Consider the following 16497-nt stretch of genomic DNA (forward strand, 5'->3'; position numbering starts at 1 on the left):
GAGACATGCCTCTGCCCGATCAGTTCGACCTCGCGACCGCGTACGCGTTCAGCGTGAAGATCGACGGCATCCAGGTGCCGCACGTCATGGAGGTCAGCGGCCTCAAGGCCGAGGTCGACAAGGTGACCTACCAGCAGCAGGCCCAGGACGGGAAGTTCATCACCCGCCAGATGATGGGCCGGCAGAAGGCCGGTGAGTTCAAGGTCAAGCGTGGCCTCACGGACTCCACGACCGTCACCGACTGGCTCAAGGCCGTGTTCGCCGGCGACATCAAGACGGCCCGCAAGACGGCCGAGGTCGCCATCTACACGTCCGACGGCCAGATGCTCAAGCGCATGAACTTCCGCAACGTCTGGGTCAAGGACGTCGAGCTCGGCGGGACCCTCAAGGCGGGGTCCACCGAGCCGCTGTCCGAGTCCTTCACGGTCTGCTGGGACGAGATGGAGTTCGCCTGATGCGACGCACCGTCCCGGTCGCGCTCGGGGAGCCCGAGGTCGACGACGACATGCAGGTCATGTCGTCGTCGCCCTCGCGGCGCTCCCAGCTGCGCACCGAGTTCGACTTCCAGCTCCCCCGCGGGTACCTGGACGGCGACGGCGTGCTGCACCGGTCCGGGACGATGCGGCTCGCCACGGCCCGTGACGAGCTGCTGCCGCTGTACGACGCCCGCGTCCAGGAGAACGCCGCCTACACGACGGTCGTGCTCCTGAGCCGGGTCATCACGTCGCTCGGCACCCTGCCGGGCATCACGTCGAGCGTCGTCGAGAACATGTTCGCGTCCGACGTGGCGTTCCTGCAGGACCTGTACCGGCGCATCAACGCCGAGGGTCACACCCGGGCGGCCGTGGTCTGCCCGTCCTGCGAGCACCGCTTCGAGGTCGACATCTCGGGTGGGCGCCTGGGGGAATCGTGACGTACGCGGCCGAGCGGATCCACGAGGAGGTCGCGTACGTCGCCTACCACTTCCACTGGGCGCTCGACGACATCCTCGACCTCGAGCACCCCCAGCGGCTGCGCTACGTCCGGGAGATCGCCGCGATCAACCGGCGCATGAGCGAGGAGCGCTGACGTGCGGTGGCCGTGGCAGCGGGGGGACGGGGCGAGCGGGTCTGACGAGGGCACCGCGGGCCTGACGGCACGTCGCGCCGGTTCCGCGGCCGCTCCCCCTCCCGCCGCTGCCCCGGCTGCCCCGGCCGAGTCGCGCGCCGGCTGGGCGTTCCTCCCGCCGCTGCAGCGCACCATCCATCCCACCGCGCTGACCAGCCGGCCCACCGCCTTCGTGCACGACCTGCCGACCCGTCAGGACCTGACCTTCACGACCGGGATGTCGCACGTCGTCGACTCCCGGGCACCGTCCGGCGTCGTCGCCTCCGAGGACGGCGGCGCCGGCCACACCCCCGTGCAGCGGTCCGCCGACGTCGACCTGTCCCTGCTGCCGCCTGCCGCACCCGCGGCTGCGACCGTGCAGCGTGCGGACGACGGCTCCGGCCCCGGCCTCGGCTCTGGTTCCGGCTCTGGGTCCGGTTCCGGCGACAGCGCCGGGTCGCTGCAACGGCTCGCCGCACCGCCCGTCGGGGTCCGACCCCTGCGGGCCGTCGCCGTCGACCCCGACCCCGGGTGGTCACCGCCCGTCGGCGTGCAGCCGTCGATGCCGCTGCCCCCTCAGGCGCCGGCGACCGTGCAGACCTCCGTCGACGCCCCCGTGCCGCCGAGCACCGGGTCCGACGTGCCAGGGACCGGGTGGTCCGCGGACGGAGGTTCCTCGACCGTCGACGGGGCGCCCGCCTCGGGCTCGGCACCGGTGCCGTCCGGATCAGGGTCCGGACCGGGGGCTGGTGCCTCGGCCGGCAGCTCGTCGGGCACCTCCGCCGCGAGCGCCGCGCCGGTGGTGTCCCGTGCCGTCGGGCCGTCCGCCGACGCCGACCTGCCCCTCGCCGGCTCTGCCGGCACCGCCGGCCATGCTGGCACCGCCGGCCCCGCCGCTCCGTCGACGGCCGCCGGCGGCTCCGCCCGCGGGAGCGGCGCATCGTCCGTGGCGAGCGGGTCGGCCACGGTCCCGGGGGCGGCGGCGCCCGTCGTGGCGCGCAGCAGCGACAGCGCCGGCGCCCGCCTTCCGCTCGTCGTCCCGTCGGCCGGGACCGGTGCGTCGAACCCGTCACCTGCGACGCCGCCGGACGGCGGTGCCGGCCACACCCCCGGGACCGGGACGACCGCAGCGGACGACGGGGTCGCCGGCACCGGAGCCGCCGGGTCCGGTGGTGCTCCGGGCGCGTCGCTCGGCCCGGTCGTCGCGCGTTCCGCGAGCGGCGGCTCGCCCGCCGACGCGCCCGCCGACATGCCCGGAGCGACGCCCGTGGTCGCGCGTTCGGTCGAGCGGCCGGCACCCACCGCGTCGCACCCCGTCCCCTCCACGTCGGGCACGCCCACCTCGGGCACGCCCACGTCGGGCACGCCCACCTCGGGCACGCCTACCTCGGGAACGCCCACCTCGGGAACCCTCAGTCCGGGGACCCCCGGCTCGACGACCCTCAGGTCGGGCTCGGGGGCCCTCAGCTCGGGCACCCCCACCTCGGGGAACACCAGCCCGGGGAACGCGTCGCCCGACCTGGTCGTCCTCCGGTCCGCCGACCCCGGCGCGGGCTCGAGCCCGGTCGAGGCCGCCGTGCCGCCCGCCGTCCCCGCCGCATCGAGCCCTTCGCCGTCTTCGTCGTCGGGCTCGTCCGGCGTCCACGGGACCGGACCGCTGCGCGACCAGACCCGTCCGACCGGCCCGGCAGCCACCGGTGGTCCGGTCGTGTCCCGAGCGTCCGACGGCGCCGGATCGCCGGCCACGGACCTGCCTGTGATCTCGCGCTCGACCGAGCCCTCGCCCACCCCGTCGCAGGGGTCGCCCGCGCTCACCGTCCCCGTCCCGTCGGGATCGGACACCGGCGAGACCAACACCGCGGTCGACGACGGAGGTCCGGTCGACCGCACCGTTGGTCTCGGCGGGACCGGCGGGCTGGTCGACGGCCCCGGCAGGCCCGGCGGGGAGGCGCCGACGCTCGGCGCAGGCGACGGGGTGACCGTCGCGCAGCGACTCGTCGACGGCTCCGGGGTCGCAGGACCGGCTGGCGCACAGTCGGGGGACGGCCACCCGGCGGCGGTCCAGCGGCTCGCCGGGGAGACGATGCCGCTCGTCGCGCCGGCGGGGTCGGCGTCTGAGGCGGGGTCGTCGTTGGGGTCGGCGGGGTCGTCGGCGGGGTCGGCGGGGTCGTCGGGGGTCGATGCGGCGGCAGCGGGTTCCTCTGTCCCGGCGGGCACGTCGGCCGCACCCGGTGCGGGTGAGGGGGTCGACGGGTGGTCGAGCGGGTCGGCGGGCGGGTCGTCGGGCAGCGGTCCGGACGCATCGTCCGGAGGCTCGGGGGCGTCCGGCACGGCCGGCGACTGGTCGGCCGACGGGTGGTCCGCACCCGCGGAGTGGCTGGGTGGATCGGTGCCCGACGGCGTCACGTCGGACGGGTCGGCCACGTACGTCCCGGTGGCGCCGACCGACCTGTCGGTGACGACGGGCGTCGACGCACCGGCCGGGCCCACCGCGTCGACGGCACCGTCTCCGACGCTGAGCCTCAGCCGCTCCGTGAGCCCGCCCGCCTCGAGCGCGTCGAGCGGGCCGGAACTGCCTGGGCCAGAGCTGAGCGGGCCCGAACCGAGCGGGCGGACCACGGGGGAGTCGTCGTGGGCCGGTCAGGCGGCGGGTGCGCCGAGCAGTCCGGCGACCGTGCAGCGCCGGCTCGGCCTCGGTGCGCCGCTGTCCGGGACGTCGCCCTCCGGGACCTCCTCGGGCGGTCGCTCACCGTCGGGGACGTCGCTGCCCGGCGGACCGGCGGGGTCCGCGTCGAGGGGTACGCCCCTGCCGGGGTCGGGCACGCCGACCGCGATGCCCCTGCCGTCCGCCCCGGTCGCCCGCCCTGCCACCGGCGTCTCGCCGACAGTCCCGGTGGTCTCGCGCACGACCACGACCGGCGCGACCCCCACCAGCGCGACGGCCACCAGCGCGATGACCACACGCTCGACGGCCTCCGGTCCGACGACCCCCGGCGCGACGACCGCCGGTCCGACGACCTCCACGACCGCCGGTGCAAGCTCCTCCGCTCCGGCCACGGACGGCCTGCCCGAGCTGGGCGTCGTCCAGCGGTCCGCCGACCAGGGACCCGCTGTCGGAGCCGGGGACGCCTGGTCGCACACCACGCCCGCCGTGGAGCTGCCCGTGGTCGGCACGGGCGCGGGTGACGGCGCCGGGACGAGCGAGGGCGCAGGCACCGGGTCGGCCTCGCCGACCACGAGCGTCGGTCCGGACGTGGCCGGTCTGCCGGTGCAGCGCCTGCTGACCGGGTCGACGCCGGGGTCGTCCGCCGCTGGTGCCCGCCGCGCGTCGCCGGGAGGCCTGCTCGCCGACCACCGCGACGTGCTCACCGTCGCCCGTTCGCCGCTGACCGGCGCAGCCGCCCGTCCCCTGCAGCTCACGCCTCTGCTCACCGGCGCGTCGGCGATCCCGCTCCTGCAGCGCGACGCCCTCCTCGGGGCAGTGCGGCCCGGCCCGGCCTGGTCCACCAGGCCGGCCGCCCGGCTCCTGCCGCTCCAGACGCTCGACATCCCCGCCACCCTCGGCCCCGCCGGTCCCGTCGCGCCGGTCGACACCGTCGCTGCGCCCGGCCCGTCGACCACGTCGGTCGTCCAGCGCGCCGCGGTCGTGCAGCGTTCCGAGGCACCGGCGTCGATGGACGTCGTGCAGCCCCCCACCCCCGCCCCGCCGGCGCCGCCCGAGCCGCCGGCCCCGGTGCAGCGGGCCGACGCGACACCGCCGCCGCCTCCCCCGCCGCCCGCCGCCACGCCGGACGCGGCCGCCGCACCGGCTGCCCCGGGCGCCCCCGGTGCCGGTGGGCCGTTCGCGAGCGCGTCCGCGGCGGACCTCGACGAGCTCGCACGTCGGCTCACGGCGCCGATGCTGCGCCGGATGCGCGGGCAGCTGCTGGTGGACCGCGAGCGCCGCGGGATGAGGGCCGACGTATGACGGCCCCGACGAGCGGGAGCAGCCCGATCAGCGGGACGTGCGCGACGAGGCCGGCAAGGAGGGGACCGCGATGAAGGACGACGAGGTCGACGTCGCCGTCGGCATCCGCTACCTGGTGAAGATCGACAAGACGGACCTGGGCGAGTTCACGTCCTGCGAAGGGCTGGGCGCCGAGGTGGTCATGGAGACGCGCGAGGAGGGCGGCAACAACACGCTCGTGTGGCAGCTCCCCGTCCGCATCAAGTACCCGAACATCAAGCTCACGCGGCCGCTCGGCAAGTCGACCGAGAAGGTCGCGACGTGGATCTCCTCGATGGCGACAGGGTTCACGCGGCACACGGGGTCGATCGTGGCGAAGAACACGCACGGTGACGTCATCGCGACGTGGTCGCTGGAGGGCATCGTCCCGGTGCGCTGGACAGGGCCGTCGATGCAGCCCGACAACTCGAAGGTGGTCACGGAGACCGTGGAGATCGCGCACCACGGGTTCACGAAGGGGGGCCAGAATTGAGCCCGTCACCGGTGGGTTTCGACGCGGCGTCCGCCTCGAAGGGCAACGGCAGCCTGGTGAAGGCGTCGCTGATGATGAACGAGCCGTCGGCGGACGGGGCGCTCGACAAGGCCGGTGCGCCGCTGGGCGAGATCAAGTTCCAGTTCAACCCGAAGGAGCTCTCGCTCACCAAGACCGTGCAGTGGACACGGCCGACGACGCAGGCGGCCACCCGGGCCTCGCCGCCGCAGTTCCAGGGCCCGCAGCCGTCGAAGCTGACCATCGAGATGTTCTTCGACGCCTCCGAGAAGCACGACGACAGCGTGGTCAAGTCCGTCGAGAAGCTGTTCACCTGCTGCGTGCCGACGACGGCGTCGCACTCCGCGCAGAAGGACTCGCCGCCGTGGGTGCAGTTCCGCTGGGGCGGCCTGACGAGCTTCCTCGCGTACGTGTCGACGGTGTCGGCGAAGTACACGCTGTTCACCCCCGAGGGCCTGCCGATCCGCGCGACGTGCTCGGTGACGCTGGAGGAGCTCGCGGGACCACCGCCGAGGACGAACCCCACGTCGGGCGGCCAGGTGCCCCACCGGGAGCACGTCGTCATCTCCGGTGACACCCTGCCGGCGATCGCGTACCGCGAGTACGGCGACCCGGGGCTGTGGCGTGCCGTCGCGGCGGCGAACGGGATCGACGACCCGGCGCGCCTGCGGCTCGGCCGGCGCCTGCTGCTGCCCGCGCAGAGCGACCTCCTCAAGGACCCGACGCGGCGGTCGGGCCCGATCGTCGCCGCACCGCCGTCGTTGCCGAGCGGTCCCACCGCGGACCGCCCCAGGGCCGGCCTGCCGGAACGCAGCCAGGAGGTGGCCGATGCCGTTCGGTGAGGAGCACTCCGCGACGCCGCTCGTCCAGGTGGACGGCGTCGCGCTGCCCGACGACGTCGCGCCGCTGCTGTCCAGCGTCGTCGTCGACTCGAGCCGGAACGTGCCGGACATGTTCGTGCTCCGGTTCCTCGACGAGCAGGCGATCGTGCTGTCCAAGGCCAACCTCAAGGTGGGCTCCGAGGTGGCGATCACCGTCCAGTCCAGCGGTCCGGGCGGTCCGGTGCCGCTGCTCAAGGGCGAGGTGACCGCCGTCGAGGCCGAGCTCGACCAGGACGGCTTCCACACGGTGGTGCGCGGGCTGGACAAGTCCCACCGGCTGTTCCGCGGCCGCCGCATGGAGGCGTACCTCAGCATGACGCCCGGCGACATCGTCAAGAAGGTCGCGGGGCGTGCGGGGATCGCGGTCGGGACGGTGACGTCCGGCGCCGTGCTGGAGCACGTCGCGCAGGACAACGTCAACGACTGGGACTTCCTGCAGTCGCTCGCGGAGAAGGTCGGTGCCGTGGTCCGCGTCGTCGAGGGCAAGCTGCACTTCGCGGTCCCGACCACCGCGACGACCGCCCCGGCCGGCAATGACGGCGCCCGGGAGAACCCGCTGGTCCTGGAGCGCGGCGTGAACCTGCTGTCGCTGCGCGCGACCGTGACGGCCGCGGGCCAGGTGCCCGAGGTCGAGGTCCGCGGCTGGAGCGTCGCCACGAAGAAGGAGCTCGTCGCCACCGTCCCCGCCAAGACGTCGAGCGCCGACGTGGGCGCCGTCACCCCGGTGACGCTCGCCAAGACCTTCGGCAGCCCCAAGTTCGTCGAGCCTGCTCCGACGCTCACCGACCAGTCCCAGGTGCGGACGAGGGCCATGTCGCTCGCCGACCGGCTCGCGTCCGGGTTCGCCGAGCTCGAGGGCGCGGTGCACGGCAACCCGCGGATGAAGGCGGGCGAGGCGGTCGCGCTGCGTCTGATGGGTGCGCCGTTCGACGGGAAGTACACGCTGAGCGCCGTGCGGCACGACTTCGCCGCGGACACCGGGTACATCACGTCGTTCACGGTGGCCGGTGCCTCCGAGCGGTCCCTGTTCGGGGCGGTGGCCGGCGCGACGGGCAGCAGCAGCCGCGGCCAGCACGGTGTGATGTCCGCGATCGTCACCGACGCGAAGGACCCGGAGAACCTCGGCCGCGTGAAGATCAAGCTGCCGATGTACTCGGACACGTACGAGAGCGGCTGGGCCCGGGTGGTGCAGCTCGGTGCGGGCGCGAAGCGGGGCACCGGCGTGATCCCGGAGGTCGGCGACGAGGTGCTCGTCGCGTTCGAGAACGGCGAGACGGACCGCCCGTACGTGCTGGGCGGCCTCTACAACGGCAAGGACAAGCCGGAGCCGGGCCAGGTCGGTGGGACCGACGGGAAGATCGAGAAGCGGGTGTTCGTGTCCCGCACGGGCATGCGGGTGGAGCACATCGAGAAGGCCGACGCCGAGGAGCTCGTCATCTCGACGAACAGCGGCGCCCAGAAGATCCGCATGGTGCAGAAGAGCCAGGCGCTCATCGAGATCCTCTCCGAGGGGCCGTTGAAGGTCGTCGCGAAGCAGGACGCCACGGTCGAGTCGCAGAAGAACATCGCCGTGACGACGTCCACCGGGAACATCAGCGTCAAGGGCGTGGACGTGTCCGTCGAGGGCACCAAGTCGGTCACCATCAAGGCCCCGCAGGTCACCGTGCAGGGCACCGCCACCACCGACGTCAAGGGCGCGCAGGTCAAGGTCGCCGCCGACGCGCAGGTCGAGGTCTCCGGCGGTGCGATGGCCACCATCCGCGGCGCCCTCGTGAAGATCAACTAGGGGGCGGCGGTCGTGGGCCAGGAGTTCATCGGTGCCGGGTGGTCGTTCCCCGTGCGGTCGGACGCCACGGGGCGCATCGCGCTGTCCCGGGAGGGGCGCGAGATCGAGGAGAGCATCCGGCTGATCCTCGCGACGGCACCCGGCGAGCGGCCGATGCGGCCCGAGTTCGGGTGCGCGGTGCACGACTACGTGTTCGCCCCCGCGGACGCGACGACCGGCGGGGCCATCGCCTACGCGGTGCGCGTCGCGCTGGACCGGTGGGAGCCGCGCATCGAGCTGCAGGACGTGCAGGTCCGGTTCGACGAGGTCGACAACGGCCTGCTCTACATCGACGTGCACTACGCGGTGCGCGGCACCAACGACCCGCGCAACCTCGTCTTCCCCTTCTACACGATCCCCGACGAACGACCCCTGACGGGAGCCTGACCGTGCTGCCCTCCCCCAACCTCGACGACCGCCGGTTCCAGGACCTGGTGGACGACGCGAAGCGCATGGTGCAGCGCCGCTGCCCCGAGTGGACGGACCACAACGTGTCCGACCCGGGCGTGACGCTCATCGAGACCGTCGCGTTCATGGCCGACGAGCTCTTCTACCGGCTCAACCGCGTGCCCGACCGGCTGTACGTGGCGTTCCTCGAGCTGCTCGGCGTCACGCTGCACCCGGCCGGCGCCGCCAACGTCGACCTGGTCATGTGGCTGTCCGCACCGCAGGACGAGGTCGTCGTCGTCCCGGAGGGCACGGAGGCCGCGACGAACCGCACGGAGCGCGACGAGGCGGTCGTGTTCACGACCACGCGCCCGCTGGAGATCCCGCCCCGAACGCTGCGGCACGTGGCGACCCAGCGACCGGGCGGCGACCAGGTCGGCCGCGACGACCAGCTCGCCTCCGGCGACTCGTTCCCGGTGTTCGCCGAGATCCCGCAGGTCGACGACGCGCTGCTGCTGGGCCTCGACAACCCCGCGCCGTCGTGCGTGGTGGCGCTGCGGTTCGACTGCAACGTCCAGGGCGTCGGCGTCGACCCCCGGCGGCCGCCGCTCGTGTGGGAGGCCTGGGACGGGCGCGGCTGGGTCACGTGCGACGTGGACAGCGACGGCACGGGCGGCCTCAACCGCGCGGGCGACGTGGTGCTGCACGTCCCGGCCACGCACACCGCGTCGGTGCTCGGCGGCAAGCGCGCCGGGTGGCTGCGGTGCCGGGTCACCGAGCCGGACGAGGGCTACCCGACGTACGGCGCGTCCCCCACGGTCCGGGAGGCCGGTGCGTTCACCATCGGCGGCACCGTGCCCGCCGTGCACGCGGAGACGGTCCGGGACGAGGTCGTCGGGCTCTCCGAGGGCGTGCCCGGGCAGGCGTTCCCGCTGGAGCACCGGCCGGTCGTCGCCGGGCCGCCGACGATCCTCGAGGTCGCCACCGGCTCCGGCTGGGCCCAGTGGACGGAGGTCGACTCGTTCGCGGGCCACGGACCGGACGACGAGGTGTTCGTGCTGGACCGGGCCGCCGGCGAGCTCCAGCTCGCACCCGCCGTGCGCGAGCCCGACGGCACGCTGCGGATGTACGGCGCGATCCCGCCCAAGGGTGCACCGCTGCGGCTGCCCCGGTACCGCACCGGCGGAGGGCCGGACGGCAACGTCGCCCCCGGCACGGTCCAGGTGCTGCGCGGGGGGCTGCCGTTCGTCGACCGGGTGTCGAACCGGCGGGCCGCCGCGGGCGGCGTCGCCGCCGAGACGGTCGACGAGGCGAAGGAGCGCGGTCCGCTCGCGCTGCGCGTGCGCGACCGGGCCGTGACGGCCGAGGACTACGAGCACCTGGCGCGTGCGGCCGCCGTGGACGTGGCCCGCGTGCGGGCGGTGACCGCCGGGGACGGCGCCGACGCCGGGGCCATCCGGGTGCTCGTCGTGCCGGCCGCACAGCCCGACGCCGAGGGCGCCCTGCGGTTCGAGGACCTCGTGCCGTCCCCCGACTCGCTCGCGGCCATCGCCGAGCACCTGGAGGAGCGCCGCCCGGTCGGCGCCCGCGTCATCGTCGAGCCGCCCTTCTACCAGGGCGTCACCGTGGTGGCCCGGCTGTCGCCCCGCCCGCGCGCGGCCGTGCCGATGCTCGAGGCGGAGGCCGTCCGCGCGCTCAACCGGTACTTCGACCCGCTGCGCGGCGGACCCGACGGCGACGGGTGGCCCTTCGGGCGGCCCGTGCAGGCCGGCGAGGTGTACGCGGTGCTCCAGCGGCTGCCCGGCACCGAGATCGTCGAGGACGTCAAGCTCTTCGCCGCCGACCCGCTCACCGGCCGCCGCGGCGACCCCGTGCAGCGCATCGACATCGACAAGCACGCCCTGTGCTTCTCGTTCCGGCACCAGGTGCGCGTCGTGGCGGGGAGCTGACGTGCGCGGGATGGTCGACGGGCTCGAGTCGCCGGTGCCGGTCGCCGGGCGGCTCCCCGTGGTGCTGCAGGACGACGACTTCCTGCAGCGGTTCGTGGCGGCGTTCGACGACATGCTCGCCCCGGTGTTCCTCACCCTCGACTCGCTCGCGTGCTACCTCGACCCGCAGCTCGCGCCCGACGACTTCCTCGAGTGGCTGTGCGGATGGGTGGGCATCGAGCCCGACCAGACGTGGACCACCCAGCGCCGGCGGGACATCGTGGCGCGTGCGGCGGCGGTGCACCGCTGGCGAGGGACGGCCCGGGGCGTCGCGGAGGCGGTGGGGCTCGTCGTCGACGGCGAGGTCGAGGTGACGGACAGCGGCGGGTCGGCCTGGTCGCCCGCGCCGCACGGGAACCTGCCCGGCTCGGCGACGCCGTCGATGACCGTGGTGGTGCGGGCCGCAGGGCCCGTGGACAGACGTCGCGTGGAACGGGTCATCGCGGCAGTCAAGGCGGCCCACGTGCCGCACACGCTCGAGGTTCAGGAGGTGGCGTCGTGATCGTGTGCCCGGAGTGCGGGACCCGGAACGAGGAAGGCGAGCTGTTCTGCGGCGGCTGCGGCACCTACCTGGAGTGGAGCGAGACGAGCGCGCCGGCCGCCGAGGCTGGCACCGAGCCGCTCGCCGGGGAGCCGCTCGCCGCCGAGCCGCTCGCCGCCGAGCCGCTCGCCCCGGAGCCGCTCGCCGCCGAGCCGCTCGCCGCGGAATCGCACGCCCCAGGACCGCTGGCCGGATCGTTCGCCCCTGAGCCACCCGCCCCCGAGCCGGTCGCCGGGGAGCCGCTCGTCGCGGGGCCGACCCGCTCCGCCAGTGCCGCACCCGCTCCAGCCGCCGCCGCCACCGAGCCGACGGCTGGAGCGGCCCATCCCGCGCCGCCGACCGCGGACTGGTTCGCCGCCGGACCCGCTCCGGCCGAGACGGTCGCCGCCGAGTCCGGCCTGGGCCAGGCGGCCGCACCCACCGCCCCCGCACAGGTGCCCGACGCCGCCCGCCCGCCGGTCCCGGACCCGGTCGCCGAGACCGGCACCGACACCGGCCGCGACGTGCCGCACCCGCGCGTCGCCTCACACCTCGGCGACACCGCCGGGGTGGCGCTCGCCGACGCGCCACCCACCGCGGCCTCGGGCCCGGCGGCTCCCCCACCACCGCACGCGGCGCCGGAGACTCGCCGAGCGGCGGCGGAGCGCAACGCGCAGGCAGCAGCGACAGCAGCCGCCGCGGCGAGCACGGCCACGGCTGCGGGAACCGCCGCCATACCGTCCGCCACGTCCCCCGGGCTGCCTCCCGCGACGGCCTCAGGGACGCCGTCCGCCGCACCGACCAGCACACCCCCGGCGGTACCTCCCGCCACAGCCTCGGCGACGTCGACCACCGCACCGACCGACACACGGAGCGCCGCACCCGCCGCCGAACCCCGCACAGCGCCCGGCAGCCACACGTCCGCCGGCCGCCCGCCGGCCACGGAGCGCGTCCGCCCGACGGCAGAGACCGAGGCGATCGCCACAGCCGCCGCCGCGACGGGCACAGCGCCCGCTGCGACCCGTCCGGACCAGCCCCCCGTCCAGGGCCTGGTCCGCCCGGGGCAGGCCGCGATCCGCCCGGGCCAGGCCCCGGTCCGGCCGACGACTCCCCAGCCACCGCCGCAGACCCCTGACGCCCGGATCGCCGCGGCCGCCGCGATGGTCGCACCGCCGCCCCCGCCGCCGGCCCCCACGGCGCCCGCGGCGCAGCAGCCCGCCGCCGTGCGCCCCGGCGTGCCCAAGCCGCCCCCGGCACCCAAGAAGGTCGCCGTCGACGAGCCGCCGCCCGCCCCGGGTGACCTCATCTGTGGCAGCTGCGGTGCGGGCAACACCCCGAACCGCAAGTTCTGCCGCCGCTGCGGGACGAGCCTCGTCGACGCGAAGGTGCAGACCCAGCGGTCGTGGTGGAGCCGGTTGTGGCGTCCCGACCCGAAGCGAGGGCCTGACGCCGGCTACCGGCCGCGCGCCCGGCGGCGGTTCCCCACCCGGCCGGTCGTCGCGATCGTCACGATCGGCGCCATCGTCGCGCTCGTCATGGCGTTCCGGCCGGAGATCGACCGGGGACGGATCACGCTGCTCGACCGGGTCCAGGGGAACGTGGCGGTCAACCCGACCCAGGAGGTCGCGTCGAGCGAGGCCCCCGGCCACGAGGCCGGCAAGATCCGCGACGGCGCGACGAACCTGTCGTGGAGCCCGGCGGTGCCGGGTGACGGGGTCGGTCAGTTCGTCGACTTCACGTTCGCGGAGCCGTTCCGGCTGACCCGCATGCTCGTGATCCCCGGCTCGTCGGACGTCGAGAAGGACTTCCTCGCCGGGTCGAGCCCCAAGACGCTGACGTTGACCGCCGTCACCTCGGCAGGGACGCAGCAGACCGTCGAGGTGCCGCTGCAGGACAAGGTCGGGCTGCAGGACGCGTCGTTCGGGATCGACGACGTGGTGGGGATCCGGCTGGCGATCAGCGAGACGTACCGGGCGACCCCGGAGACGAGCGTGGCGATCGCGGAGGTGGAGTTCCGCGGGCGGACGTGAGCTCGGCGGTGGCGCCGGCCCCCCGGGGCAGCGGGGTCGGCGAGCCGACCGTGGTGACCCGGCCGGCGAGCGCCGCCGAGCCGGTGCGGCGTGGGGCGTCGAGCACACCCAGGTCGTCGAGCATCGCCGTGTAGCCGCGGTGTGCGCGGTGCGCGGCGGCGGTGTCGCCCGCCGCGGTGAGGGCGGCCACCAGCAGCCGCCACGCGTGGTCGCGGCACTCGTCGAGCTCGATGCTGCGGGTGGCTGCGGCCACTGCCGACTCGAACCGGCCTGCCTCGAGCTCCACCTCGGCGAGGTCGGCTGCCGCCTCCGCGGCGAGCGCGCGGACCCGGTCCCGTGGGCCGACCACCCAGTCGGCCGGTCCGTCCTCGGGCAGCAGGTTGCCGGCGTACAGGTCGAGCGCCTCCCGCCACCGGGCGGCGGCCGTGTCGAGGTCGCCGCGCACGCGCGCCCGCGCGGCCTCCTTGCACGCGCGGTCGAACTCGACGTGGTCGCACACCGCGCCCGGTCCGAGCACCAGCGTGTAGGTCTCGCCGTCGCGCAGGATGAACCGGCTGCTCCGCGTGGGGACCGACGGCTCCAGGGCCCGGCGCACCGCCGAGATGCTGACGTGCAGGTTGTGCATCGCCGCGGTCGGGTCGAGCTCCCCCCACAGCGCGTCGGCGAGCTGCTCGCGGTGCACGGGCCGGCCGGCGTGCAGCGCCAGGAACCGCAGCGCGCTCCGGGCACGTGGGCGCACCACCGACAGGTCCACGGGGGCGCCGTCGACGACCACCCGGAACTCGCCGAGGCACTGCAGTCGCATGGTCGGGCGCTCGTCGTCCACCGCCGCCGGCGCAGTGCCGCGCCGCCCGGGTGCCGACGTGGTGGGCCGCCGGACGCTGGTCCCGGTCACACCGAGCCGCAGCCGGCGCAGGTCCACGCCGTGCTCGTCGGCCGTGGAACGTGCGAGGGCCACCAGCTCGCCGGAGTCCGGGCCGTCCTGCGCCCCGGCCGCGAGCGCCGCGTACGCCACGGCCAGCGCCCCCGGCACGGCCGCCGACCGGGCGAAGGCCTCCGCGGACCGGGCGTCCTCGACGGCCTCGGGGAGCTGGTGCTCGGCGGCGGTCAGCGCGTAGCAGGCGCGGGCCCACACGGCCGGCACAGCGGCGTCCAGCGCGTGCCAGCGACGCACGAGCGCCTCCCACTCGTCGGGGTCACCGACGCCCTGGCTGAGCGCGACGAGCCCGCTCCACGACGCGATGAGCGCCGCGCCCCAGGGGTCGTCGATGCGGTCGCAGTGCGCGACGAGGGCGGCGACGTCCGCACGCGCCCGCTCGGTCCCGTCGAGCGCGACGACGACGCCGTGAGCCATGCGCGCGAGCCACGTGAGCCCACGCCGCTCGGCGTCCGCGTGCACGCGGTCGGCGGTGGTGAGCATCGACGCGCGTGACGACCCGGTGAGGGTCGCGTCGACGAGGGTCGCGCCCAGCACCACGCCCGCGGAGCCGTCGGGGTCGGCGGCCGCGCGGCGCAGCGGCTCCCGGGCGGCCCGCTGGTTCCCGGCGAGCAGGAGGCACAGTCCTTCGGCGAGCGCACGCTCGGCGCCCGTCAGGACGCCCGCGGCGGGCACCGCGGCGACCGGGTCCCGGTGGGTGGCCGCCCGGACGACGCCCTCCCAGGTGCTCACCGGCCCGGCGGGCGGTCCGACCGGGCCCGCCGCGTTCGTCATGCCCGTCGTGCCCGCTGTTCCGTTCGCGCCCGTCGCGCCCGTCGTGCCCGCTGTTCCGTTCGCGCCCGTCGCGCCGTTCACGCCCCTCGCGCCGTTCGCACCCGTCGCGTCCGTCGTGCCCGCAGCCGGGCGACCGACGACCCACGCCTCGACCCGCCCGCGGCCGGCGGTGGTGGCTGCGGTGACCCGGTCCTGCAGGCGGTGGACGTCCTCGTCGTCGCCGGCCCGCCGGTACGCCTCCGACGCGGCGACGTAGGCGCGCTCGTCCTCGAGGATGCGAGCCGCCCGCCGCTGCCACGAGGAGGCCGCGCTGCCCAGGTGCTCGGTCTGCACGGTGAGGAGGTGGCGGCGCAGCACGCGCGGCAGCGTGTAGTGCACGCCGTCGTCGGTGGCGGCGAGCGACCAGCGGACCTCCAGGTCGCGGAGGCACTCACGGCTGCCGGACGTGGCCATCAGCGCGTCGCAGCGCGCGCCCGTCATCCGGTCGAACGCGGACCCCCAGTGCAGGAGGTCGACGAGCGGACGGTCCAGGCCGGCGAGGATCTCGCCCGTCAGGTAGTCGTGCGCGTACCAGGAGTCGACCGGCAGGCCACGGACCGCACGGCGACGGTCGGCAGGGAGCAGGCCCGCGGTCGCTCGGTGGAAGAGGTGCACCGCGACGGCCCAGCCCCCCGTCTCGTGCGAGACGGTCTCGACGTCCTCCGAGGTCAGCGGCTCGTCGTACACGTCGCGGAACAGCCGGTCGACCTCCCACGGCCGCAGCCGCAGGTCGGCAGCGGCCAGCACGGTCGGCGGGCTGATCTCCGAGCGGGCCAGGTTGAACCTCGGGCGCACCCGCGAGCCGACCAGCACGTGCACCCCGGGCAGCACGTCGAGCAGGAGCTGCTCGAGGTCCCGCTCTGCCGCGTGGCCGATCAGCTCGTGCGCGTCGTCGAGCACGAGGAGCGCGGAGCGATCCGTCGCGCGGTCGACGCCGCGGTCACTGACGTGGTCCGCGGCACTGCCGGACGCGCTGGTCCCACGGCCCGCGAGCCGGTCCGACACCCGGGCAGGCCCATCTGTCAGCAGCATCCGGCCGAGCTCCTGGGGCGTGAGGCAGGTCGCCGCTCCCGCACCGGGAGCCCGCACCACGACGCCCGCGCGCGTGCACCGCCCCCACACCACGGGCAGGCCGGTGGTGCGCGACCACTGCGCCATCACCGTCGTCTTGCCCGATCCGGGCGGCCCGACGACGAGCCCGAACCTGCTGGTCACGACCTCGTCGAGCCGCTGCAGCAGCGCTCGGCGCACCACGCCGCCGGTCTCCGGCACGCGGGACTGCGTGCGTGGCGCGCTCGCCAGCACGACGGCACGCCCCCCCTGCGCCATCACAGCCTCCGACCCCCTTGAGCCCCCCGACCTCGTCGGCGCGGGTGCCCTGGGGTCGATCCTGGCAGCATCGCCGGGATGTGATCTACACCATAGTGGGCGAAAATGTGCGTTTCGGACCCGGCGTGGCGCATCGCGCCCGATCGCGCGCGTGGTGCCTGCGGCCACAAGACTGGTCCGGTCCGGTGTCGATCCCGGCCCGCGC

At 75.4% G+C, this 16497-nt stretch carries 14 protein-coding genes; 11 read left to right on the forward strand and 3 right to left on the reverse strand.

Annotation, left to right across the window (positions count from 1 at the left end; all coding sequences use genetic code 11):
* Positions 1 to 5: 5 nt before the first annotated feature.
* Genes ACVW07_RS09905 through ACVW07_RS09915 form a run of 3 tightly spaced genes read left to right on the forward strand, consistent with a single transcriptional unit; the run spans position 6 to position 1068 of the window.
* Positions 6 to 455 (forward strand): phage tail protein, encoded by a 450-nt coding sequence (locus ACVW07_RS09905; RefSeq protein WP_456819080.1) that lies wholly within the window; start codon positions 6 to 8, stop codon positions 453 to 455.
* Positions 455 to 913 (forward strand): hypothetical protein, encoded by a 459-nt coding sequence (locus tag ACVW07_RS09910; RefSeq protein ID WP_456819081.1) that lies wholly within the window; start codon positions 455 to 457, stop codon positions 911 to 913. Before ACVW07_RS09905 ends, ACVW07_RS09910 begins: the two co-directional genes overlap by 1 nt.
* Positions 910 to 1068, forward strand: coding sequence for a DUF6760 family protein (locus ACVW07_RS09915; protein ID WP_456819082.1), 159 nt, complete (start codon positions 910 to 912; stop codon positions 1066 to 1068). Before ACVW07_RS09910 ends, ACVW07_RS09915 begins: the two co-directional genes overlap by 4 nt.
* Before the next feature lie 594 nt (positions 1069 to 1662).
* Here the strand turns inward: ACVW07_RS09915 and ACVW07_RS09920 are convergent.
* Both ACVW07_RS09920 and ACVW07_RS09925 read right to left on the reverse strand, forming a co-directional pair.
* Entirely contained in the window at positions 1663 to 3705 is a 2043-nt protein-coding gene (locus ACVW07_RS09920) for a hypothetical protein (RefSeq protein ID WP_456819083.1), read from the reverse strand.
* 21 nt (positions 3706 to 3726) lie between these two features.
* Positions 3727 to 4143, reverse strand: coding sequence for a hypothetical protein (locus ACVW07_RS09925; protein ID WP_456819084.1), 417 nt, complete (start codon positions 4141 to 4143; stop codon positions 3727 to 3729).
* Positions 4144 to 4237: 94 nt separating this feature from the next.
* Between ACVW07_RS09925 and ACVW07_RS09930 the strand changes: the two genes are divergently transcribed.
* From ACVW07_RS09930 to ACVW07_RS09965, 8 genes are all read left to right on the forward strand, one after another.
* Complete coding sequence (locus tag ACVW07_RS09930) at positions 4238 to 5053, forward strand: hypothetical protein (RefSeq protein WP_456819085.1); 816 nt, start codon at positions 4238 to 4240, stop codon at positions 5051 to 5053.
* A 70-nt stretch (positions 5054 to 5123) separates the two neighbouring features.
* The gene (locus ACVW07_RS09935) at positions 5124 to 5564 is read left to right on the forward strand and encodes a phage tail protein (RefSeq protein WP_456819086.1); all 441 of its coding nucleotides are present in this window, start codon (positions 5124 to 5126) and stop codon (positions 5562 to 5564) included.
* A complete protein-coding gene (locus ACVW07_RS09940; RefSeq protein ID WP_456819087.1) occupies positions 5561 to 6424 on the forward strand; it encodes a CIS tube protein in 864 nt (287 codons plus the stop codon). Before ACVW07_RS09935 ends, ACVW07_RS09940 begins: the two co-directional genes overlap by 4 nt.
* The gene (locus ACVW07_RS09945; RefSeq protein WP_456819088.1) at positions 6411 to 8249 is read left to right on the forward strand and encodes a VgrG-related protein; all 1839 of its coding nucleotides are present in this window, start codon (positions 6411 to 6413) and stop codon (positions 8247 to 8249) included. The genes ACVW07_RS09940 and ACVW07_RS09945 overlap by 14 nt, the downstream gene beginning before the upstream one ends.
* A gap of 12 nt (positions 8250 to 8261) precedes the next feature.
* Positions 8262 to 8675, forward strand: a complete 414-nt coding sequence (locus ACVW07_RS09950) for a GPW/gp25 family protein (protein WP_456819089.1) — start codon at positions 8262 to 8264, stop codon at positions 8673 to 8675.
* 2 nt (positions 8676 to 8677) lie between these two features.
* Positions 8678 to 10624 carry a putative baseplate assembly protein gene (locus ACVW07_RS09955; RefSeq protein WP_456819090.1) on the forward strand — a complete coding sequence of 649 codons (1947 nt, stop codon included), beginning with the start codon at positions 8678 to 8680 and terminating at the stop codon, positions 10622 to 10624.
* A 10-nt stretch (positions 10625 to 10634) separates the two neighbouring features.
* Positions 10635 to 11165 (forward strand): phage tail protein, encoded by a 531-nt coding sequence (locus ACVW07_RS09960; RefSeq protein WP_456821061.1) that lies wholly within the window; start codon positions 10635 to 10637, stop codon positions 11163 to 11165.
* Entirely contained in the window at positions 11162 to 13213 is a 2052-nt protein-coding gene (locus tag ACVW07_RS09965) for an NADase-type glycan-binding domain-containing protein (RefSeq protein WP_456819091.1), read from the forward strand. Before ACVW07_RS09960 ends, ACVW07_RS09965 begins: the two co-directional genes overlap by 4 nt.
* On the opposite strand, the gene ACVW07_RS09970 is transcribed toward ACVW07_RS09965, so the two are convergent.
* Entirely contained in the window at positions 13140 to 16292 is a 3153-nt protein-coding gene (locus ACVW07_RS09970; RefSeq protein WP_456819092.1) for a BTAD domain-containing putative transcriptional regulator, read from the reverse strand. The genes ACVW07_RS09965 and ACVW07_RS09970 overlap by 74 nt on opposite strands.
* Positions 16293 to 16497 lie beyond the last annotated feature (205 nt).

Source organism: Cellulomonas sp. URHB0016, assembly GCF_054057935.1.